The organism is Brevibacterium sp. ZH18, from assembly GCF_022748595.1.
Classification (GTDB): domain Bacteria; phylum Actinomycetota; class Actinomycetes; order Actinomycetales; family Brevibacteriaceae; genus Brevibacterium.
In genome coordinates this window covers 1-20,039 of record NZ_JALDSX010000052.1, presented here as the reverse complement: position 1 = coordinate 20,039, position 20,039 = coordinate 1, and the positions used below count along the sequence as shown (strand labels likewise).

22 protein-coding genes are annotated in these 20,039 nt (G+C 64.5%); 9 read left to right on the top strand and 13 right to left on the bottom strand.

Annotated elements, in window-relative coordinates:
• From MPN20_RS14850 to MPN20_RS14820, 7 genes are all read right to left on the bottom strand, one after another.
• Entirely contained in the window at positions 1-1,785 is a 1,785-nt protein-coding gene (locus MPN20_RS14850; RefSeq protein ID WP_242783371.1) for an FAD-binding dehydrogenase, read from the bottom strand.
• A gap of 113 nt (positions 1,786-1,898) precedes the next feature.
• On the bottom strand, positions 1,899-2,837 hold the full coding sequence (gene pheA, locus MPN20_RS14845; protein ID WP_242783370.1) for a prephenate dehydratase: 939 nt from the start codon (positions 2,835-2,837) through the stop codon (positions 1,899-1,901).
• Positions 2,834-3,550: a glycosyltransferase gene (locus MPN20_RS14840; RefSeq protein ID WP_242783378.1), complete on the bottom strand. Its 717-nt coding sequence runs from the start codon at positions 3,548-3,550 to the stop codon at positions 2,834-2,836. Before MPN20_RS14840 ends, pheA begins: the two co-directional genes overlap by 4 nt.
• 183 nt (positions 3,551-3,733) lie before the next feature.
• On the bottom strand, positions 3,734-4,612 hold the full coding sequence (locus MPN20_RS14835; protein ID WP_242783368.1) for a DUF5926 family protein: 879 nt from the start codon (positions 4,610-4,612) through the stop codon (positions 3,734-3,736).
• Positions 4,613-4,669: 57 nt separating this feature from the next.
• Entirely contained in the window at positions 4,670-5,587 is a 918-nt protein-coding gene (locus MPN20_RS14830) for a RelA/SpoT domain-containing protein (protein ID WP_242783366.1), read from the bottom strand.
• 142 nt (positions 5,588-5,729) lie between these two features.
• The gene (locus tag MPN20_RS14825) at positions 5,730-8,057 is read right to left on the bottom strand and encodes a helix-turn-helix transcriptional regulator (protein ID WP_242783364.1); all 2,328 of its coding nucleotides are present in this window, start codon (positions 8,055-8,057) and stop codon (positions 5,730-5,732) included.
• A gap of 179 nt (positions 8,058-8,236) precedes the next feature.
• Positions 8,237-9,028 (bottom strand): exodeoxyribonuclease III, encoded by a 792-nt coding sequence (locus tag MPN20_RS14820; RefSeq protein WP_242783362.1) that lies wholly within the window; start codon positions 9,026-9,028, stop codon positions 8,237-8,239.
• Between the two features lie 141 nt (positions 9,029-9,169).
• On the opposite strand from MPN20_RS14820, the gene MPN20_RS14815 reads away from it, so the two are divergent.
• Both MPN20_RS14815 and MPN20_RS14810 read left to right on the top strand, forming a co-directional pair.
• Positions 9,170-9,994: a thioesterase family protein gene (locus MPN20_RS14815; protein ID WP_242783360.1), complete on the top strand. Its 825-nt coding sequence runs from the start codon at positions 9,170-9,172 to the stop codon at positions 9,992-9,994.
• Positions 9,991-10,785: an SDR family NAD(P)-dependent oxidoreductase gene (locus MPN20_RS14810; RefSeq protein ID WP_242783358.1), complete on the top strand. Its 795-nt coding sequence runs from the start codon at positions 9,991-9,993 to the stop codon at positions 10,783-10,785. Before MPN20_RS14815 ends, MPN20_RS14810 begins: the two co-directional genes overlap by 4 nt.
• 295 nt (positions 10,786-11,080) lie before the next feature.
• Here the strand turns inward: MPN20_RS14810 and MPN20_RS14805 are convergent, their stop codons facing one another.
• The 5 genes from MPN20_RS14805 to MPN20_RS14785 all read right to left on the bottom strand — a co-directional run bounded on the left by MPN20_RS14805 (position 11,081) and on the right by MPN20_RS14785 (position 13,354).
• Positions 11,081-11,674 carry an alkaline shock response membrane anchor protein AmaP gene (locus tag MPN20_RS14805; RefSeq protein WP_242783356.1) on the bottom strand — a complete coding sequence of 198 codons (594 nt, stop codon included), beginning with the start codon at positions 11,672-11,674 and terminating at the stop codon, positions 11,081-11,083.
• Positions 11,671-12,243, bottom strand: coding sequence for a DUF6286 domain-containing protein (locus MPN20_RS14800; protein ID WP_242783354.1), 573 nt, complete (start codon positions 12,241-12,243; stop codon positions 11,671-11,673). Before MPN20_RS14800 ends, MPN20_RS14805 begins: the two co-directional genes overlap by 4 nt.
• Entirely contained in the window at positions 12,240-12,608 is a 369-nt protein-coding gene (locus MPN20_RS14795) for an Asp23/Gls24 family envelope stress response protein (protein ID WP_242783353.1), read from the bottom strand. The genes MPN20_RS14800 and MPN20_RS14795 overlap by 4 nt, the downstream gene beginning before the upstream one ends.
• Before the next feature lie 4 nt (positions 12,609-12,612).
• On the bottom strand, positions 12,613-12,795 hold the full coding sequence (locus tag MPN20_RS14790) for a hypothetical protein (protein ID WP_242783351.1): 183 nt from the start codon (positions 12,793-12,795) through the stop codon (positions 12,613-12,615).
• A gap of 91 nt (positions 12,796-12,886) precedes the next feature.
• Positions 12,887-13,354, bottom strand: a complete 468-nt coding sequence (locus tag MPN20_RS14785) for an Asp23/Gls24 family envelope stress response protein (protein WP_242783349.1) — start codon at positions 13,352-13,354, stop codon at positions 12,887-12,889.
• Positions 13,355-13,560: 206 nt separating this feature from the next.
• Here MPN20_RS14785 and MPN20_RS14780 point away from each other — a divergent pair, with 206 nt between their 5' ends.
• The 3 genes from MPN20_RS14780 to MPN20_RS14770 are packed head-to-tail and all read left to right on the top strand — an operon-like array spanning position 13,561 to position 15,143.
• Positions 13,561-14,124: an RNA polymerase sigma factor gene (locus MPN20_RS14780; protein WP_242783347.1), complete on the top strand. Its 564-nt coding sequence runs from the start codon at positions 13,561-13,563 to the stop codon at positions 14,122-14,124.
• The gene (locus MPN20_RS14775; RefSeq protein WP_242783345.1) at positions 14,121-14,666 is read left to right on the top strand and encodes an alkaline shock response membrane anchor protein AmaP; all 546 of its coding nucleotides are present in this window, start codon (positions 14,121-14,123) and stop codon (positions 14,664-14,666) included. Before MPN20_RS14780 ends, MPN20_RS14775 begins: the two co-directional genes overlap by 4 nt.
• Positions 14,667-14,714: 48 nt before the next feature.
• Positions 14,715-15,143: a hypothetical protein gene (locus MPN20_RS14770; RefSeq protein WP_242783344.1), complete on the top strand. Its 429-nt coding sequence runs from the start codon at positions 14,715-14,717 to the stop codon at positions 15,141-15,143.
• 117 nt (positions 15,144-15,260) lie between these two features.
• On the opposite strand, the gene MPN20_RS14765 is transcribed toward MPN20_RS14770, so the two are convergent.
• Positions 15,261-15,533 carry a GlsB/YeaQ/YmgE family stress response membrane protein gene (locus MPN20_RS14765; protein ID WP_242783342.1) on the bottom strand — a complete coding sequence of 91 codons (273 nt, stop codon included), beginning with the start codon at positions 15,531-15,533 and terminating at the stop codon, positions 15,261-15,263.
• A 309-nt stretch (positions 15,534-15,842) separates the two neighbouring features.
• Between MPN20_RS14765 and pyrE the strand changes: the two genes are divergently transcribed.
• From pyrE to MPN20_RS14745, 4 genes are all read left to right on the top strand, one after another.
• Positions 15,843-16,409 carry an orotate phosphoribosyltransferase gene (pyrE, locus tag MPN20_RS14760; RefSeq protein WP_242783340.1) on the top strand — a complete coding sequence of 189 codons (567 nt, stop codon included), beginning with the start codon at positions 15,843-15,845 and terminating at the stop codon, positions 16,407-16,409.
• Between the two features lie 199 nt (positions 16,410-16,608).
• The gene (locus MPN20_RS14755) at positions 16,609-17,490 is read left to right on the top strand and encodes an ATP-binding cassette domain-containing protein (protein ID WP_242783338.1); all 882 of its coding nucleotides are present in this window, start codon (positions 16,609-16,611) and stop codon (positions 17,488-17,490) included.
• Positions 17,490-19,217: an ABC transporter permease gene (locus MPN20_RS14750; protein WP_242783336.1), complete on the top strand. Its 1,728-nt coding sequence runs from the start codon at positions 17,490-17,492 to the stop codon at positions 19,215-19,217. Before MPN20_RS14755 ends, MPN20_RS14750 begins: the two co-directional genes overlap by 1 nt.
• Positions 19,214-19,858, top strand: coding sequence for a TrmH family RNA methyltransferase (locus tag MPN20_RS14745; RefSeq protein WP_242783334.1), 645 nt, complete (start codon positions 19,214-19,216; stop codon positions 19,856-19,858). The genes MPN20_RS14750 and MPN20_RS14745 overlap by 4 nt, the downstream gene beginning before the upstream one ends.
• Positions 19,859-20,039 lie beyond the last annotated feature (181 nt).

The window sequence follows — 20,039 nt, the reverse complement described above, 5'->3', positions numbered from 1 at the left end:
TCAGTGCTCCGCTCCCGCGCCTTTCGCGACAGCCCGGCCGGCGCGCATTCCGGAGAAGATGCACCCGCCCAGAAAGGTTCCTTCCAACGCGTTGTAGCCGTGCATGCCTCCGCCCCCGAAGCCGGTCGCTTCACCGGCGGCATACAGTCCGGGGATCGGCGTGCCCTTAGTCCCGATGACCTGCGCATCGAGGTTCGTCTCCAGCCCGCCGAGCGTTTTGCGCGAGAGCAGGCTCAGTCGCACCGCGATGAGCGGCCCGTGCGTCGGGTCGAGGATCTTATGCGGCTTCTGCACCCGTACGATCTTGTCGCCGAGGTAGTTCCTGGCATTGTGTATCGCCTGCACCTGCGCGTCCTTCGAGAACGAATGGTCCATCTGCCGATCGCGTTCCACGATCTGGGCCACAAGGTGGTCGTGATCGATGACGGGGCCGCGTGAGCGCTCATTCATGCCGGCGACGAGTTCATCCGTGGTGTCGGCGACGACGAAATCAGTACCGTACTTCTTGAATGCCTCGACCGGTCCGGGAGCATCGCTCGACCGGGCGCGCTCAACACTCAGGCGCCAGTCCTTGCTCGTGATGTCGGGATTCTGCTCCGACCCGGAGAGTGCGAACTCCTTGCGGATGATCGATTCGTTGAGCACGAACCACGAGTAGTCGTGTCCTGTGGCCAGGATTGTCTTCATCGTCCGGTTCGTATCGAATCCGGGGTAGTTGGGCGCGGGGAAGCGGTTGCCCTCGGCGTCGAACCACAGTGACGAGGGGCCGGGAATGATGCGGATTCCGTGGTTCGGCCACACCGGGTTCCAGTTCTCGATGCCTTCCGTGTATGCCCAGATCCGGTCCCGGTTGATGAGGCTGGCTCCGGCGTCCTCGGAGATCTGGAGCATGCGTCCGTCCACGTGTGCGGGCACTCCTGCGAGCATCGTCTTCGGGAACTTGCCGAGGCGGTCGGTCGGCCAGTACTGACGCATGAGATCGAAATTGTGTCCGATCCCGCCGCTGGTGACGATGACGGCGGCGGCTCGGAATTCGAAGTCACCGACCTCGTCCCGGTTCGATTCCACTCCTCTGGCCGTGTAGCTGGGTGCCAGCACCTGTCCGCGGACTCCGACGACCGATCCGCCGTCCGTGATGAGCTCATCGACACGATGTCGGAAGTTCAGCGTGACCAGGCCCTGGCTCTCTGCCCGCTCGACGGGTTCGCGGAAGACTCGCACCACCTCGGGGCCGGTGCCCCAGGTGAGATGGAAGCGGGGGACCGAGTTCCCGTGTTCGGAGGCGCCCGAGCCGCCGCGTTCGGCCCAGCCCACGATCGGGGTCAGACGCAGACCCAGGTCGCGCAGGTAGCCGCGCTTCTCGCCGGCTGCGAAGTCGAGGTAGGCCTCGGCCCACTGCCGGGGCCAGTGGTCTTCATCTCGGTCGAAGCCCGCCGAGGTGGCCCAGTCCTGGCGTGCCAGATCGAGGGAATCGTGGACGCCCAGTCGGCGCTGCTCGGGGGAGTCGATGAGGAAGAGGCCTCCGAGAGACCAGAATGCCTGTCCGCCGAGGTTGGCCCGGTTCTCCTGATCGAGGACGAGCACGCGTTTGCCGGCCTGGCTGAGTTCGTGGGCGGCGACGAGTCCGGCGAGTCCGGCTCCGACGACGATGGCGTCAACTTCGGTTCGGCCGTCGGCCGCTTCAGAGTCGCCGATGTCGGCCACGGGACCGTGATGCTCGTCTGCGGTGCTGCTGGTTGCGGTGCTGTCACATGTGGTGCTGCTGGTTGCGGCGGGGGAACTCATCGTCGTCGACTCCTTCGTCGAGTGAAGCTGCAGATCGGACGTTCGAACACAGCCTACTGCTCTTCGTCCGAACCCGGGTTTCAACGAATCGAGAAGAGTCGGAAACTGTTCGCTCAGCCGTGGAGGGTGGAGTCCAGCCAGGCTGCGGCGGACTCGAACGAGGTGTCGGTCGTCGTCGGGTCGATGGGCACAGCCACCTCGTTGGCACTGGGGTAGCTGCCGAGGAATCGAAGCTGTCTGGCCACGCGGTGGACTCCCTGCAGAGCCTCGGCCATCCGGGCTTCGTGGATGTGACCCAGCAGATCGATCGAGAACTGGTAGAGGCCCAATCCGTCCCCGGTGGGACGCGATTCGATGCGCGACATATTGACGCCGCGGGTCGAGAACTGTTCGAGCATCTCGAGCAGGGCGCCGGCACGGTCTGAGCGCAGAGACGCCACGATCGTGGTCTTGTCAGAGCCCGTCGGCGTCGGGATCTCGCCGGGTCGCGTGACGACGACGAAGCGTGTGACAGCGTCCTGCCGCTCGCCGATGTCGTCGGCGATGATTTGGAGGCCGTAGCGCTCGGCGGCGATCTTCGGGCACACGGCGGAGATATGGTCGGCTGCGTCATTGGCCAAGTCGCGTGCCGCAGCAGCCGTCGACGAGGTCGGCAGATAGACGGCCTCGGGGAAGTTCGCGGACATGAAGGTCCGCACCTGGGCCTCACCGTGAGGGTGGGTACCGAAGGAGGTGATGGTTGCGGGATCGGTGCCAGCTTTGACTGCCAGGACGAAGCGGACCTGAACCACCACCTCGGCGATGATCTGGAGTTGACCATGGTCGGTCAGCGCATCGATCGTGGCGGGAACGCCGCCTTCGACGGAGTTCTCTATCGGCACGACCGCAGCCTCGCAGTCGCCGTCGAGGACCGCGTCGAGTGCCGAGGCCGCATTGCGCATGGGCTGAGCGACCGCGCTCGAGCGCAGGCCGTGGGTGTCGAGGTACTGCAGCAGGGCGGCCTCGGTGAAGGTGGCCTCGGGACCAAGATAGGCGAAGCGATCGCCGCTCACTTCGCCGCTGCCTTCTTCGCTGCCTTTTTCGCGCGGAGCCGGCGGACGACGATGGCCCGGGCGACGTCCCGGTACTGCGCCGCGCGGTGCAGTTGGGCCTTGAGGTCCCTGCCGGTGACACGATGGTGGAGGTCGCATTCGACCTCGGTCACACGCAGTCCGGCATTGACGACGTCGATGGTCATGGCGGTTTCGACGCCCCATCCGGCGGCGAACGGCAGTGCGGCGTCGAAGGCCTCTCGGCTCAGGCAGCGCATGCCCGAGAGCGGCTGGGTCGCTTCGAAGCCGCAGAGTTCGGCGATGCCTTTCTTCGCCAGACCCACGACGAAGCCGAAGCCTCCGCCCTTGCGCTTCTGCACGGGCAGAATCGCGATCGTCATGTCGGTCTCGCCTGCCAGGACAGGCGCCGCCAGCGGCGTGGTGTGAAGCGCCGAGTCCTCCAGGTCACCGTCGATGAAGAGCAGCGCACGGTGCTTCGGTTCCTGGTCGGGATCGGAGTCGGAGATCTCACGATTCCTGATGGCGAAGGCCCCCGTCATCATGGCCGCGGCCTTGCCCTTGTTCTTCCTATGGGTGACCACCTCGGCGCCGGCACGGCGGGCCACCGTCCCCGTGTCATCGCTGGAACCGTCGTCGACGACCATGACGACGTCGACGCCGGGAATCGCCTTGGCGCCGCGCACGGTGGCAGCGATCCGCTCCGATTCGTTCATCGCGGGGATGATGGCGGCGATCGCTTCAGGGGCACTGGCAGCCTCGGCGCCCGTGGGCGACGTCTGAGGCTTCGGTGCATCCTGGGGGGTGCGATTCGACTTCTCGGGCATGGAAACTCTTCTCCTGTCGTCAGCAGGACCGGGCCGGTGACTTCGACCGACCCGGTGCCGCGGGGACGGAACTCAGTGGATGGTCAGCTGGCGAGCAATGATGCCCGAACGCAGGCGGCGGGCCTCGGCGCTCAGGGGCTCGGACGAGTTCAGTGCGTCGTCGAGGCGTTTGCCGAACTCGCCGATGGGATCCTCGATGTCGTCGGCCGTGGAGCCGAATTCGAGTTCCCAGACAGGCACGATGACGCCGTGTGCGCGGAAGTAGCCGAGGAAGGTGCCCGGTCCGCCGAGGTCGTTCTGTCCGTCGGCCGCCAGGCGGGCCAGGGCGTCGACGATTGCGTCCTCGCCCTCGGTGCGGGCCCAGCGGACGTAGGTGCGACCCGACATCTCGGTCCAGTATGCGGACTTCACCGATGCGACCTTCTCAGTCGGTGAGATGGAGTCATTGGCTTGTTCGAGGGCCGCTGCGACATCGGAGTCGGTCTCGGCCTCTGGCAGCTGCCAGTACTCGAACGTCTCGAGCACGCGGATGTCGAACGGGTGGTCGATGTCGAGGATGTCCTGCAGGCGCGGGCCTTGGCCGGGCTCGGTGGTGGCCTCGATTGTGGTCCCCGGTGCTGCCTCGGCGGCGGCCAAGATTCCATGTGCGACGTCGCGTGAAGCGTCGGTCGAGGACACGGGCACCTGCATGCCTGCCAGGATCTGGCCGTCCTCACGGTGCCACGCCTGCCACGCGGCAGGCAGCAGAGAGGTGATGGTGATCTCCTGACCGCCGAACTCCTCCTTCAGCTTCGCCGAGGCGGTAGCCGCCGGTACGAGCTCGCGCAGGCAGATGAGGTCTGCCTCGAACGGCAGCTCCTCGAACGGACGTGCGACGAAGGCCGTGGCCTGTGCACGTGCCAGACGCTTGGCGATGAGATCTTCCTTGGAACGCTTCGACTTCTTTCCCATGGGAAGCAAGTCTAGTCGGTCTGGCCGATCGGAACCTATCTCGTTCGTCGGAGCAGATCAGCGCTCGGTGGACACGGGGATGAAGTACCGGGTGGTGGTGGATTCGTCCATCCTCACCTGCAGCTTGTCGCCCGGATGGGGGAGTGCCGCACCGTCGGAGTTCTCCGGGGTCAGCCCCAGGTTCTCCAGGCGGATGATCCCGTGTCTGCCGACGTCGTCCGCGGCGAGGACATAAGAATGCTTGAGCTCCCGGATGGTGACTTCCATCGAGGGGATCTGATCTGCGGCCCCGGCGTCGTCGAACGTTCGCGGCGGAGCTGAGTTGCCCATCCCCAGATAGGCGCCTACATCATCGGCGATATAGCCGGCCACCTCGTCGGCTTGAGCCATGAGGCCGGAGAGGATGAGCGAGAGACGATCCTGTTGGGAATCGGATTTAAGTGCCTGGCCGGGTTTGAAGAGGTGTTCTTCGGCGAGCGTGCACCAGGCCTCCTGCATGATGGTGCGCAGCTGAAGCTCGACGAGGACCGACGGTTCGGAATCGAAGGGAACCTCCACGATGAGGTGCCGCCCCCGGTAGCCGGACGGCTTCGGATGAGCGGTGTAGTCGCGCACCTCGGCGACGGCCAGGTTGGAGTCGTCATTGCTGTCGAGGAGGATCTCCCACAGCGCGGACTGCTCGCGTTCGGTCCGACACACCACCCGGGCACCGACGACGTCGATGACCTGGTTCTCGACTTCGACCGCCTCATGGATCTCATCGTTGGCGTCGGCGAGTTTGCGGCGCAGCTTCTCTCCTGCACGGAGACGGTCCTTGATCCGTCCCGCGGCGACATCCACTCTCTCCCCAGACAGCAGTGCGGACTTTGAGCAGGCGGCCTCGACCCAGTCATTGACTGTCTCCAAGGCGGCCCTCCACGTGGACTCGCGCCTGTCATAGGCTTCGTCGACCAGTTCGCGGACTGTTGCTGACATCCTCGTCACCTTCCTAGCTCCTGTTTCAACTTCACCAGAAGACGGGGTGGATGTCTATGGTTTCGCGACGAATGATGCTCTCAATCGCAGGAGGTGACGAGAAAACATGATGCCGATGCCGAAAAGGCCTGCGGAGATGGCCTCACGGCTCCGACGGCAGGTAACCGTATTCATAGCCGCGGATCAGAGCGTGCTTGCGATTGCGGACCCTGAGCCGTGAGTACAGTCCTGAGAGTTTGTTCTTGACCGTTCCCTCGACGAGGTTGAGCTCGGTGGCGATCTGGGCGATCGAGGCATCATTGTCGAGGAGTGCCAGCAGGGTGACCTGCGCGGGACTGAGCAGGACGTGATCGGTTCCGCTGCGCAGAGTCTCACCCAGGGACAGCAGTCGGTCGGTGAGCTGCTGACAGGTCAGCGATGGCACTGCCCGACTCGGGGAGTCCGGGTCCTTCTCAGCTCGGTTCGAGTCGAATCGGAGCAGCCGGTCGCGCAGCGATTTGGGAAGCAGTGCCACTGACTGCACGCTGCCGGTGATTGTGCAGTACTCGAGGACGTCGACGAAAGCGTCCGCGGCGTCATCGTGTCGGTCATTGCCGATCAGACCCGCTGCTTGAATAGCGCGGGCGGAGGCTCTGACGCGCTGGTCGGTGTTCTGCAGTGACAGAACCCTGTTCGCCAGACTCTCTGCTGTCCCGTACTCCCCGCTGCTCAGATGTATGCGGGCTCGCGCCAGCGTGATCAGGGGAGAGTCGGCGTCGGCACCTGCGAGTGCGTTCTGTGCCAGATGGATGCGACCTTGTGCGAGGTGGATGCAGGCGAGGCTGTGTTGGAGGCGGTGGAGCATGCTCCCTTCAGAGGGAAGGGTGGAGCGGTTGGTGTCGATCGCCTGCTGCAGACGCTTCTCCTCGAGGCCGGCCTCGCCGCGCAGGATGCCCAGCAGTGCTCGATACAGTCCGATCCCGATCCACGAATGATGGCACAGGGGCGGATCGGCCAAACGGGACGCATGCCAGGCGGCGGAGTCGAGTTCGAGCCTGTCCATCGCGCGGATCATGCGGGCCAGCGTCAACGCTGAGAATGAGTCAAGGTCACTGAGGCCCGTCGTCTCGACGAGCTCGTCGAGACTCTTCAGGTGCTCGTCGCTGGACACGCCGTTTCCGAGGACGGCATGTGCCAGTGAGCTGAAGGCATGCGCGGGCAGGAGCAGGAAGGGTGACGACGTCGTCGAGAGCTCTGTGATGACGAGGCATCGTCTGAGCAGTTGAACGCTGTCTGCGGCGTTGCCGGCGAACAGGGCGGTGATTCCCCATTCGATGTAGTACCGGGCTTCGAGGAGTCGGCTGGGCGAATGCGAGAAGTGCTGCTCGTCGCTGGTGATCTCCTTGCCGTGGCGGGCTGCCTCGAGTCCCTGCTCGGGATCACCGAGGTGGCGGGAGCGTCGCATCGAGGCGATCGCCATGGTGAGGATGTCATCGACGGTCAACGTCCCGGCTTCGACACGTTCAGTCTCGGACTGCAGCGACGGGACGGCCGAATGTTCGAAGCGAACCGTGTTGATGACGGCAATCGCTTCATTCGCAGCAGTCGTGTCACGCTCGTCGAGTCGCCTTCGAGCCTCGTCGACCTGCAGGGCATCGCTCATGGCCTCGGCCAGCACTGCGGATCCGCGACTCTGCTCTTCCGGGATCCTGGTGTACGCATCGATCGCGGCATCGAAGTGATCGATGAACAGTCTGTGCCCTTCGGCTGTCCACGTCTGAGCGAGGACGTCCCATGCTTCGGTGTCGGCTGCCTGCACGATAGCCTCGGCGAAGGCAGCTGACTGGTAGGAGGCAGGAGCGCGCAGCACGTCAGCCGCAGCTGAGCCGAGAGCACGTCGTGAGCGTGCTTCGCTGTGACGAATCCTTCCGTCGTAGATCCGCCTGAGAATCATTCGCAGCACTGGTGACATCGTGAAGTGTCCCGCTTGCTTCAGATCGGGGAGCACGAGCCCTTCCTCGACCAACCGTGCGGTCAGCCCGGTGATGTCGAGGATCTCGGTGTTCTGTGGATCTGTGGGAACGGAGAACGAACCGAGGTAGGGCATGGCCGCTGAGGTCATCGCGATCGTGTCATCGGTGATCGTATGGACGAATGACAGCAGATGGGCCAGACGCAGTTCAGGGGTGTCCTTCGCCAGGCTTCGAATCTGGATGAGGACGTCTGTCGAGAGCAGATCGGGGAATCGGTCGTCATCGACTGCGGTCAGGTCATGCCCCAGCGCCTGTGCCCCCTGCAGAACGGCTTGGCCGGCCAGGCAGTGACCTGAAGCCTGTTGGAACAGACGTTTCCACGTCGATTCCGTGAGTCCGGGCCCGTAATCGGTGAGGAGATCGGAGAACTCTGTGGCTGTGCCTGCGCGCTCGCCGGGAAAGCACCGGGTGCTCGGGGAAGTGGGCGGAGGGGTGTCCTGGTTGGTGGAGTCGTGCATCGGGGTGGGTGCCTCTGGGGTGGGGATCAAGGGTAATCGGCAGTGGGGGAGTGTGCCGTCGTGTAACCTACATGACCAATTCGGCAATTGCCTGGTAGTCCAAGTCAATAGTGCGCTCGCGGTGGTTCGGTCAGACGATGCGAGAATGCCCGTTCGGCAATTGGCGCATCCCCGCAGAGCTAAACGTCGTAGTCGACGATGACGGGTGCGTGATCGGACGCGCCCTTGCCCTTGCGCTCCTCGCGGTCGATCTCGGCACCAGTGGCCTGCGCCGCCAACGCTTCGGAGGCGAGCTGGAAGTCGATGCGCATCCCCTGCTTCTTCGGGAAGCGCAGCTTCTGGTAGTCCCAGAAGGTGTACACGCCCGGGCCAGGGGTGAATGGCCGGGTGACCTCGGTGAGTCCGGCGCCGAGGAGATCGTCGAAGGCTTTGCGCTCAGCGTCGGAGACGTGGGTGGCACCTGCGAATTCGTCCATGTCCCAGACGTCTTCATCCAGAGGAGCGACGTTGAAGTCGCCGCAGAGAACGAGCTTCTTGGTGGGCTCGGCACTCAGCTGGGCGGAGACATCGTCCGTCAGTGCCCGGTACCAATCAAGCTTGTATGTGTAGTGGGGGTGGTCGAGTTCGCGGCCATTGGGCACGTAGAGCGAATACACCCTGACTCCGCCGCAGGTCGCCGAGATCGCGCGTGCTTCGACGACGGGTTCGTCTCCGAAGGCAGGGACGTTCGCGAATCCGATCTCCGTGTCCTCGAGTCCGACTCGAGAGGCGATCGCGACGCCGTTCCACTGGTTGAGTCCGTGGAAGCTGACTTCATAGCCGCGCGAGGTGAAGAGGTCCTCCGGGAACTGGGCGTCTTTGCACTTGAGTTCTTGGATGGCAAGGACGTCGACATCAGAGCGGTCGAGCCACGCTCCGATTCTGTCGTGGCGGGCACGGATCGAGTTCACATTCCAGCTGGCGATTCTCACGCTCCCACCCTAAGCCTTCGACGACGAAGCCCAAAGCCCTGGTGGCGCGACAGGACGAACGGACCCGTCCCGCACTTCGCTGACCCGGTGCTAAGCGCGTCCCGCCTGACCTTTTGGGCACTGGGCCGATATTCTGGTGGCATGCCTCAAGCACTCAATGAACATCTGGGCCATGACGGGGCCGTGTATCCCGATTCCTATTACGTCCGACTGGCAGAAGACAGACTGATGTCGACCCTGCACAGCCAGGGTGCGTGGCAGCCGGGGGAGCAGCACATGGGTCCCGCCGCGGGCCTGGTTCTGGCGGAGATCGAACGTCGCCTCCCCACGGACAAACTGGTCTCGCGGGTCAGCTTCGACATCCTCGGCGTCATCCACTCGGGCGAATTCACGATCGATGTCAACGTCATCCGTCCGGGGCGCACCATCGAACTCGTCGAGGCGAGCATGCGCCATGGTGATCGGGTCAGCATCCACGCTCGGGTCTGGCGTCTGCAGGCGAGTGATACCGAGGCTGTCCGAGGGGAAGAATGGCAGTCGTTGGCGGCGCCTGAGGCTGTTCCCCCGATGCCGTTCACTGATCGTTGGGGCGGCGGTTACATCGCCTCACTCGACGGCAGGCAGGGTGCCGACGCCCGCCCCGGGTACGCGCAGACGTGGGTCCGCAGCCCATACGCACTGGTTGACGGGGAGGTCGATCCGCCGACGGCTGCCTTCGTGAAGTTCATCGACGCCGCCAACGGGCTGGCAGTGCGCGTGGATCCGGCGACGACCTTCTTCCCCAACGTCGACCTCACGATCCACCTGACCCGAGTCCCCGAGCCCGGCTGGGCCGGCTTTGAGACCCGGGTGGCGTTCGGCCCGACCGGGCTGGGCGAGACCGCCAGCGTGCTCAGCGATATCAACGGCCCGATCGGCACCGCGGCCCAATCCCTGACGGTGCGCATCGGCGAAGGCGCGAAATGACCGCAGACCGCACCGCCTCGACGCGGCCGCGTGCGCTCGTCACCGGTGCCAGCTCGGGGCTGGGCCGCGGCTACGCGCTTGCGCTCGCACGGGATCGCTACGATCTGGTCCTCGTGGCCCGGGATGAAGCCCGCCTGCAGGAGCTGGCTGGGCGCCTGGAGCGAGAAAGCGAGATCCGCGCCGAGGTGGTCGTGGCCGATCTCGCGACCCGATCCGGGATCGAGGCGGTGGGCGACGTCATCAGGACCAGCAGAGTCGATCTTCTTATCAACAACGCCGGGTACGGGCTTCGGGAAGGCCTGCTCGACTCCGACCTCGCGGTCGTCGCCGATCAGGACATGGTGCTGACAGGCGCGGTGCGTGAGCTGTCGCTGATCGCTGCGAAGGCGATGCGTGCACGTGGACGCGGGGGCATCATCAACGTTTCGTCGCTGGCGGCGCTGACGACGATGGGCCAGTACGCGGCGTCGAAGATGTCGACGCTCGTCTTCACCGAAGCGCTCGCCGGTGAGCTGCGGGGCAGCCCGGTTACGGTCACTGCTGTGCTGCCCGGATTCGTTCGGACCCGTTTCCATGAACGGCTGAGGGTCGAGAGGCCAGGACCGGGGTGGATTTGGCTGAGCGTCCGCCAGGTTGTCGTGACTTCACTGCGCGATGCCAGAAACGGCAGGGTCGTCTCGATCCCGGGTGCGACCTATCGCGCGGCAGCGCTCATCGCACGCTTCGTCCCGCGGGGACTCGTGCGCTGGGGGTCGGCCGGCTTCTCTCTCGCCAGGCGGGACGAAAGCTGATTCAAAGCGAAGATCCAGCGGTCGGTCAGGAGATGAAGTTGATCGTTGAAGTATTCTTCTAATGCCTCTGACCTGAGGTTTCCTTCTCCGGGAGAGCGTGAAGATCGGGCCGAAGACAAACATGTCAGCCCAGAACAATCTTTACAAGTGGGATCGATGTGTGGTCAACTTGTTGTGTTCGCCCGGTGGGGATCGGGTGGACATAACGGACGTATGGGGATGCGTCCGGGTACTCGAGGGGAGTGCTGCGAGGACCCCGGGATGTCGCGATTACGCGCCCCGGGGTCTTTGTCATTCACAGCTGCACACTGCGCTGTTTGCGCTGATGTGTCCGAGCGATCCCGAGCTCCAAGCCCACTGCACTGAGCCGAGAGCCGAGGGCCTGCGAGCAGTTGCGCGTGACTCGGTTGGAGATGTCTGCGACGACCGCATCGATGTCGGCGCGTTCGTCGACGTCGACATGGACCATGAGCTCTGGTGCTCGAGCGGTTCCGCGCAGAATGACCTGCGCGTCGACGACCTCGGGAGTCGCCTCGAGATCATCGGCCACTGCCGCGGCGATGACGTTCGCGGTCACTGTGGTGATTCCGGTCCGGGCATCCTGCTGCATGCGGAGCGGTTTCGCGGAATCTTTCCGCGGAACCTGCGCGGCGAGCCAGCGAACGGCGATCACTGCGAGGATCACTGCCGCCACGATGGCGATGAGGGCCGAGAACTGGAGGCCGACCACCTCGGCGACGGGCTTGAGATCTTTGTCCGAGCTCAGCCCGGGAATGACGGATTCGGCCAGACCGAAGCTGATCGCCAGTGCGGCGAGCCCGGCCAGGAGGCACAGCAGGCCGATGATGATCAGGCCCGTGCGGTTGGCGCCTGCTGCCATGCGTCTCATGCTGGCCTCCTCTGTGCGTGGACCTTGACCGTCGGTGTGCGGTCGAAGGCGATCGATGCGAAGCGCTCGGTGACTGCGGAATCGACATCGTTCCGGATCTGGGCGTTGTCGCGGACCGGGGTGGTGAAGGTGATGTTCGTCGACGTCGCATTCGACGCGGCGCGAACGCTGGAGACGCCGTCGACTGAATCCGCCGCGGCGGCCGCCAGGTTCGACAGAGCCGATGTCGGAAGGGCGACCTCGAAGCGATCGATATGGTCCGGAGTCTCAGCCCGGTAGCCGGTGAGTCGCTTGTGGCCTGGCGAGACTGCCGCGATCACGAGGATGAGCCCCACGAGGGCCAACGCGATCCCGATCGTGATGATCACCGGAGAGCCCCACTGCTGGGAGCCGATTCCGTCGAGTCCGGGAACCCCGCCGGTCAGGGCGGAGTCCATGGCACCGTTCGATGCGAGGATCGCGGCGATGCCGACCCAGCCGAGGCCGACGGCCAGGGCCAGGATGAGGATGGCAACGATGACGGCCGGGACGACGCGGGCCGGACGCGCGCGCAGTAGCTTTGCGCTCATAACAGTCTCCTGACTCCGCGAGACGAACCCGAGGCGTTGGGCTTCAGCCACATCACTTCGACGTCGACCTGGCGGACGGTGACGCCGGTGTGTGCTTCGAGTTCGGAACTCAAGTGGCGACGGATGGTTTCGGTCGCCTCGGTGATGGGGGTCGGATACGCCAGCCCCAGCTGAACCGACAGGGTGGCGCTTCGACCCGACAGGGTCACGTCCACGGAGGGACGGGTGTCGAGGTCGGAGCTTGCGCCGAAGCCGAAGAGACCGGACTTGGTGCCGCCGACTCCGGGCATGTCCTTGAGGATCTGGGAAGCCGTCTTCTCGATGACCTTGTCCGCGATCGTCAGGCTCCCTTGTGATGAAGCCACGATCCTACCTCCGGGTGGTCGAACGCGAACTGAGCGCGCTCAGGTCGAGGCGTCCGTCGAGGACGAGGCCGACGACAAGGCCGAGCCCGCCGCAGATCGCAACGATGAGGAACGCGAGGAATCCTCCGAAGTACGCGACGATGCCCAGCGTCAATCCGACGAGCAGTCCGATGAATGTTTTTGACATGTCATTCCTTCCGCCGAGGCGGTGACGAGGTCCCGGGACGCTGCTCGGTCCCGGGAGCCTCATCGGTCAAGTGAGTGGGGTGGGGCAGGTGTCAGGACAGATCGATGGAGTCCGACTTCGGCTGCGGGTCATCGTCGTCCTCGGGGAGGTGGACGTCGGCGACGTCGATGTTGACCTCGACGACCTGGAGTCCGGTGCCCTGTTCGACGGCGCGGATGACGTTGCGACGGATCGCCTCGGCGACGTCGACGATCGAAGTGCCGTACTCGACGACGATCGTGAGGTCGATCGCGGTCTGCTTCTCGCCCTTCTCCACGGAGACTCCGCCGGAGACGTTGGTCTGCGACCCGGGGATTCGGTCGGTGAAGTTGTCGAAGGCGCGGCGTGCGGCGTTGCCCATACCGAAGACGCCGGGCACTTCGCGCGCGGCGATGCCGGTGAGCTTGGCAACGACATTCTCTGCGATCGTCGTGTTGCCCATGTCGGTCACGAGGGGGCTGCGCACCGAATCGTCGGCGGTTGAACGCTGGGAATCTGTGGACTGCTTCGCTTCAGGCATTGCATTTCCTATTCGTCTCGAAGGTGCTGACACTCATACAGACGCAGGGTCCGTGCGATCCTCACGCAGATTCCGAATAATTTTTCCCAGGACCCTCGCTGGGCCAGAACAGGACCCTCGCTGGGCCAGAAGGCGACCGCGAGGCGATTCCGCAAAGTCGCGCGCAGTGCACGTCTGCTGCTGCATCTGTCGCATACGATGTGGACATGACTAGGCGAGATGATCATTTCGACATCGTCACCCTCGTCGTACGCGCGAGAGAGGGCGACATCGATGCCTTCGAGTCCCTGGTGGACCGGTACGAGACGAAGCTCCTGCGATTCTGTCTGCGCACGCTCGGCGATCAGCAGGATGCTGAGGACGTCGTCCAGGACACACTGGTGCAGGCGTGGAAGTCACTTAACGCGCTGGCCGAGCCTGCCGCATTCGGCACGTGGATCTATCGTCTGGCATCGAACAAATGCACCGACCAGCTGCGCAAGCGGATGGCACGGCCTGCGGATGTGCAGGACCCCGACGATATGAGCGTCCATCCCGACGCCCGTGCGTCCGTGGAGAAATCGGTGGAGGCGCGCACTGCTCTCGAGCACTTCTCCGAGGTTCTGGCGACGCTGTCGTCTGAGCAGCGTGTAACCTGGGTGCTCCATCAGATGGAAGGACTCAGCTACGCCGAGGTGGCACGGACTCTCGGCATCAGCGAAGGCAGCGTGCGTGGTCGGATCCACAGGGCCAGGGCTGCCATCATCGAGGGGATGGAAGGATGGACATGAGCGATCAGAACGCCGGCTCGGGCAGTCAGCCGAGCCCCATCAACGGAGCCGATCCGGACCCCCACGACATGATCGAGCCGGACTCCAACGATGCCGAATCCCATCTGGAGATGGATGCTCAGCTCCGGGATGTCATCGACGACTACATGGGCACGTTCAAGCCTGCCCCCGAGGACACTGCCGGAGTTCGCGAGCGCATTCTGGCTCTGGTCAGGCAAGATCTCTACCGGGGGCCGTCGACCCAGCTGCAGACCGAGACCGGCAACCAGTTCTCCATCTCAACTGCGTCTGTGCGGTCCATCGTGCGCGACGCGGTCGACTCGGTGGACGGGATTCGGGCCCGCAGCGTCGAGGTCGAGCCCGCCGGAGATCCCCAGGGCAGTGCCGCTCGAGTGCGGGTGAGTGTGTCGATCCGCGCGGGAATCGCGATCGTGACCGCCGCCGAGGTGGTCCGCCGAGCCGTGTCCGCCGGGTTGGTCGCCGAGCTGGGGATCCCCGCCGTCGAGATCGATATCAATGCCGAGGATGTGCACGTTGACTGAACAGGTGAAGGGGTCCGAGTCCGCGAAGATGTCCGTTGAGGAGTTGTCATGAGCTCACAGGCCGATGGTGTGAACCCGAACAGGAAAGTGGGAGTCGCCCCCGCAGGCATCGATTTCGACGAACTCGCCGCCTCGCTGCAGCTGACCGAGTCCGTGACTTCGGTTGCCGGAGTCCGAGCCCTGGCCCCTGGTCTGCGCGATCTGGTGGCCACGGCGACCGCGAAGGTCCTGCGCCGAGCAGGCGGCGAGCCGGTCGGCGTCGACGTGACCTCGCGGGGAGAGGGCGTGAATGTGCGCATCGACGCCCACCTCGATGCCAGTCGGTCGGTCGCAGCGATCGTCGATGAGATCTGCGCTGTCGTCGAAGCCGGTGTCGCCACCGGGGCCGTCGACGCTGCCGGAGCCGGTGTCGCCCCGGGTCAGTTGGAGATCGACCTGCGGGTCGTCAGCCGCAGCCCGTCGAGTGTTGGTCGGTGAATGGACAGAGTGCCGAAACCCGCGAACGGATTCCGGCACTCTGCGCGGAGCTGGGTCACTGAGGGCAAGCCCAGCTCACTGAGTTGAGACGACCGAGATTCACTCAGCCGTGGCAGCTCAGGCTGTTTTCTTTGCTGTCTTGCGGGTGATGAATCCCCAGATGACGAGCACGATCAGCGAACCGCCGATGGCGCACAGCCAGGTGGAGAGCGAGAAGAACTTGTCCATCTCCGCGCCGAAGACAGCGCCTCCGATCCAGCCTCCCAGCATGGCTCCGATGACGCCGATGATCAGAGTGGCGATCCAGCCGCCGCCCTGTTTGCCGGGCAGAATGGCCTTGGCGATGGCGCCGGCGATGAGCCCGAGAATCAAATACGCGATGAAACCCATGTGACTTCACGTCCCTTCATTGGTGACTGGTGATCGGGGCTGTCGAGCAGATCCGTTTCCAGCCCTGCTGTCCACGGTAGGCCAGATTCGCTGGATGCGAGTCGTGCCGCCCCGATTCTTGATGACATTGGTACAGACGCAGGTCAGGGGAAATCCTCACGCACCGTTTCGGGTCTGCTCTGGTGATCCCCGTCACCTCAGGGATTTCTGCGGTACTTCCGGCCGCCTCGGCGATGGTGGGGGCTGTCCTCACCGCCCATAGGGTGGGTGCGGTCACGCCATCATCGGTTGCCGATTAGACTTGAACCCATGACCGATAGTGCAGACACCCGCCGACAGCTGCTCGCCCTCATCGACGAACTCGCCGTAGTTCGCGGAAAGGTGACCCTTTCGTCGGGCAAGGAAGCGGACTACTACCTTGATCTGCGCCGGGTCACACTCGACCATCGCTCGGCACCTCTGGTCGGCGATGTCGTGCTCGACCTCCTTGAAGCCGAGGGCCTGCTCGGCTCGATCGATGCGGTCGGCGGGCTGACGATGGGGGCGGACCCGGTCGGTACGGCCGTCATGCATCGATCCGTCGTCCGGGGCGCACCGGTCGACTCCTTCGTCGTCCGCAAGGAGGCGAAGAAGCACGGAATGTCGCGCCGGGTCGAAGGTCCCGACGTCAAGGGCAAGCGCGTGGTCGCCGTCGAGGACACCTCGACGACCGGCGGTTCCGTGCTCACCGCGGTCGAAGCGCTCAAGGAAGCCGGCGCCGAGGTGGTGGCCGTGGCCGTGGTCATGGACCGTGACACCGGGGCCAAGGAACGAGTCGAAGCCACCGGAATTCCGTACCTCACGGCGCTCACGACGAGCGACCTCGGTCTGGACTGAGACTTCATCGACGGTCTACCGACACGGGCACAGCCTCTCGAACGACGATCGAGTCCGTCGATCACCACGTCGATCACCACCTGGGACTCAACTGGCAATTCAGTCGAAATCAAGGTCCTGGTTTGAAACATCTCGGTCGATTCAACACGATAGATGAGACACTCCCACAGTACTGCCTCAGTAAAAGTAAGGATGACGCGTGCTCACACTGAAAGAGATTTCCCTGAGTAAGGGAAAGCGAACGTATCTGGACGAGGTGAGCTTCACTGCCAAGGCAGGCCGGATCACTGCCGTCGTCGGAACCCGATCGGCGGGCCGGACCGAACTTGTCCGAGTCATCATGGGGCTCATCTCGCCCGATGAGGGCACGGTCGAACTCGAGGACTTCGAGCTCGACTACGGCGACCGTCAGAACTTCGGCTACCTGCCCGCTGAGCGTGGTGGATACCCGAACATGCGGGTCCTCGACCAGATCGTCTATCTCGCTCGACTGCACGGCATCACCCTGGGCGCTGCCGAACGCAACGCGCTCACTCTGCTCTCGCGTCTTGAACTCGCCGACCGCGGCTATGCTCCGCTGAAGAACCTCAGCGGCACCGAGATCGCCCGTGTCGACATCGCAGCGACCTTGGCCGCCGATCCGGACGTCGTCGTCATCGACGATGCCTTCGCCGGCCTCGATACGCAGTCGACCGAGCTTGTCATGTCCCTGTTGCGCGCGCATGCCGCTTCGGGAGTGCCGGTTCTGCTGGCCACCGACAACTGGGAGGCCGCCCAGGCCTACGCCGATGACGTGGTCGTCCTCAATCAGGGGCGCATCAGCGCAGCCGGCAGCGTCGAGAAGCTCCGTGGTGCTGTGAAGTACCGCGTTGAACTCACCGACGCCGAGGCGGCTGCGAAGTCGCTCGAGAAGCGTCAGGGCATCAGCGACGTGACGGTGCTCGACACCGCGGACAACGTCCTCAGCTTCCGCGCCGCAGACGCGAAGTCCGCAGCACAGACCGTCGCCGGACTGGCCGACGTGAAGAGTTTCGAGAGTGTCCGCCCGACATTGGCCGAGCAGTACAAGGAGGCTTTGTGATGGCGCACAAGGACGAAGACAAAGACGGAAACTCACCCGAGCCGCTGGTGTCGAAGGGCACTGCCGGTGAGAGTATCGACGACCTGGGACTCCCGGTCGACGACGATGTCACCGTCGCTGACGACGACGCATCCGGCGTCGCCTCGGCGAAGGGCACGACGAAGGGCACGACGAAGGGTAAGACGAAGGGCACGGCGTCCAAGGGTGCTGCGAGCGACGCTGCCGCGACCGAGACGGGTGATGTGGCCGACGACGATGCAGCCGACGCTGGCCTCGACGAGGTTCCGTTCGAGCTGGCCGAGGACAACCCTTCGGCGGAGGAGCTTCCCGAGACCGGGCTGGTTTCGGAATTCGTCGACGTGAACAGGCGTCAGGCTTCCTGGCTCGTGTCCAACCGTGAGAGCACTACTGTCATGCGCAGCCCGCTCTTCCTCGTCACCGGTGCGGTCATCGTGCTCGGCATCCTCGCCGCGCTCATCACCGGCATCGTCTCGGCCTCTGAAGAGAAGTCGGGCACCCCGAGCATGGCGATGGTGGGCGTGGGCGAGCAGGCCGCGACCTACGAGCAGCAGCTCGGCGTGAAGATCACGGATGCCAAGGATGCGCAGGCTGCGGAGAAGCTGGTCCGTGAGGGCAAGGTCGATGCCGCCTTCATCCAGGATCCGACCGGCCAGGCACAGCCGACGATCATCGCCTTGGACAAGCAGCCAGAGGTCCTGCTCGAGAAGCTGGCCCCGAAGACCGAGGCGACTCTGCTGAATTCGCCCGCCGTCACGGATGACATCGCGAAACCGGTGCTCTGGGCGATGGTCGTGTTCTCGCTGCTCGTCGTTGGCACGCTCGGCACCGCGCTGTACCAGAACCTGCGTCTGGAGAAGCGCAACCGGATCACCGAGATCATCGCAGCCACGATCCCTCCCCGCGCCTCGGCGTCGGGCAGGATCACGGGCATGGTCACACTGACCGGCGTCCAGCTCATCATCGCTGTCGTCGTAGCCGAGTTGGGCCTTTCGATCACGGGCAAGACTGCGCTGGCCTTCTCCATGCTACCCGGGCTGGGCTGGTTCGCTCTGGCCCTGCTGTTCACCGCGTGGACCGTCTTTGCCCTGCTTGTGTGGGCGTCGACTGTCTCCGGCAGCAAGGCGCGGAAGACGTTCGTGACGATCATCGGGATCCTCACCGTGGCAGGCTTCATGGCTCCGGTCATCGTGGGCGCCAGCGGCACCGTTGCCAAGGTTCTGTCGTGGACTCCGTTCACGTCGCCGCTGGGCATCGCCGCCAGGTTCTTCGGTGCTCCTCCGCAGTGGTGGGAGGGCCTCGTCGCCGTCGCCATTGCGGCTCTGGTCGCGTTCATCGTGCACTCCCTGGCCGGCGGCGCCTATGTGCGCTCGGTCCTCACTGGAGGCGGACGCGGGGGCAAGACCGTGAAGATGAGCAAGCGTGCTCAGAAGGTTGCGGTCGGCTCTGCCGGTGCGTCTTCGGCCGATTCGAAGTCCGACGCCGCCGCGAAGGATTCGGACGCAGACCTCGAGTCCGCCGCGGCGGATTCGGAGGATGACTCGGCGTCCGCCTCGGCGAGCGACGACGAGACCGATCCGGCGAGGGCCACCGCGGCGAAGGCCACTGCGGAGAAGGCTTCGAAGGTCGGTGAGCCGAAGGATTCGACGGCCAGTGGCTCGAAGAGCTCGGCGTCCACCTCGGCGGATGATTCCGACGACGAGCTGTGACTGAAGGCAGTGCACCACTAGACAGTGCACCGCAGGTGGGGGTCGGTCCATGGACCGGCCCCTGGCCTGTGTCTGAGCACTTCGATCCTGAGCTGCTGGCCGAGGGCGATCGGCGCAACGTCGTTGACAAGTATCGCTACTGGAAGCACGAGGCGATCGTCGCCGACCTCGATACGACCCGCCACGCATTCCACGTCGGAGTTGAGAACTGGCAGCACGACCTCAACATCGGATCGGTCGTCAGGACGGCGAACGCCTTCAACGCGGCGGCCGTGCATATCGTGGGCAGGCGGCGCTGGAACCGCCGCGGTGCCATGGTCACCGACAAGTACCAGCACATCATCCACCACCCGAGCATCGACGACCTGCTGCAGTGGTGTTCGGACAATTCCGTGCCGCTGATCGGGATCGACAACTTCCCGGACTCTGTGCCGCTGGAGACCTACGACCTTCCGAAGACCAGCCTCCTGCTGTTCGGACAGGAGGGCCCGGGGCTGAGCGAAGAGGCGCACAGGGCGAGCACCGCCGTGCTGTCAATCGCGCAGTTCGGGTCGACGCGTTCGATGAACGCGGCAGCGGCAGCGGCGATCACGATGCATTCCTGGGTCCGCCGTCACGTCTACGGCCAGTCGGTGCTCTGAACCTCACCGCCGACACTCCACTGCCCGCGGCAGTGGGCTATTGGGCTAGTGGGCTGAGCCTGCGTCTGTCGTGGCCAACCGCTGAGTTTCGCGAACAGGCTGTCCGGTTGCGTTGTCCAGCTCCTCAGTCAGCTTGTCAGTCTGCTTGCACGAATTGAATGTACAGAAGCGCCGAGGCGGC

Coding starts and splice junctions, on each gene's coding strand:
- MPN20_RS14765 (WP_242783342.1), bottom strand. CDS start 15,533: ATGGGTTTCATCGCGTATTTGATTCTCGGGCTCATCGCCGGCGCCATC.
- MPN20_RS14775 (WP_242783345.1), top strand. CDS start 14,121: ATGAGCGATCAGAACGCCGGCTCGGGCAGTCAGCCGAGCCCCATCAAC.
- MPN20_RS14800 (WP_242783354.1), bottom strand. CDS start 12,243: ATGAGCGCAAAGCTACTGCGCGCGCGTCCGGCCCGCGTCGTCCCGGCC.
- MPN20_RS14750 (WP_242783336.1), top strand. CDS start 17,490: ATGGCGCACAAGGACGAAGACAAAGACGGAAACTCACCCGAGCCGCTG.
- MPN20_RS14790 (WP_242783351.1), bottom strand. CDS start 12,795: ATGTCAAAAACATTCATCGGACTGCTCGTCGGATTGACGCTGGGCATC.
- MPN20_RS14830 (WP_242783366.1), bottom strand. CDS start 5,587: ATGTCAGCAACAGTCCGCGAACTGGTCGACGAAGCCTATGACAGGCGC.
- MPN20_RS14770 (WP_242783344.1), top strand. CDS start 14,715: ATGAGCTCACAGGCCGATGGTGTGAACCCGAACAGGAAAGTGGGAGTC.
- MPN20_RS14785 (WP_242783349.1), bottom strand. CDS start 13,354: ATGCCTGAAGCGAAGCAGTCCACAGATTCCCAGCGTTCAACCGCCGAC.
- MPN20_RS14850 (WP_242783371.1), bottom strand. CDS start 1,785: ATGAGTTCCCCCGCCGCAACCAGCAGCACCACATGTGACAGCACCGCA.
- pyrE (WP_242783340.1), top strand. CDS start 15,843: ATGACCGATAGTGCAGACACCCGCCGACAGCTGCTCGCCCTCATCGAC.
- MPN20_RS14805 (WP_242783356.1), bottom strand. CDS start 11,674: ATGAGACGCATGGCAGCAGGCGCCAACCGCACGGGCCTGATCATCATC.
- MPN20_RS14815 (WP_242783360.1), top strand. CDS start 9,170: ATGCCTCAAGCACTCAATGAACATCTGGGCCATGACGGGGCCGTGTAT.
- MPN20_RS14840 (WP_242783378.1), bottom strand. CDS start 3,550: ATGAACGAATCGGAGCGGATCGCTGCCACCGTGCGCGGCGCCAAGGCG.
- MPN20_RS14810 (WP_242783358.1), top strand. CDS start 9,991: ATGACCGCAGACCGCACCGCCTCGACGCGGCCGCGTGCGCTCGTCACC.
- MPN20_RS14780 (WP_242783347.1), top strand. CDS start 13,561: ATGACTAGGCGAGATGATCATTTCGACATCGTCACCCTCGTCGTACGC.
- MPN20_RS14835 (WP_242783368.1), bottom strand. CDS start 4,612: ATGGGAAAGAAGTCGAAGCGTTCCAAGGAAGATCTCATCGCCAAGCGT.
- MPN20_RS14825 (WP_242783364.1), bottom strand. CDS start 8,057: ATGCACGACTCCACCAACCAGGACACCCCTCCGCCCACTTCCCCGAGC.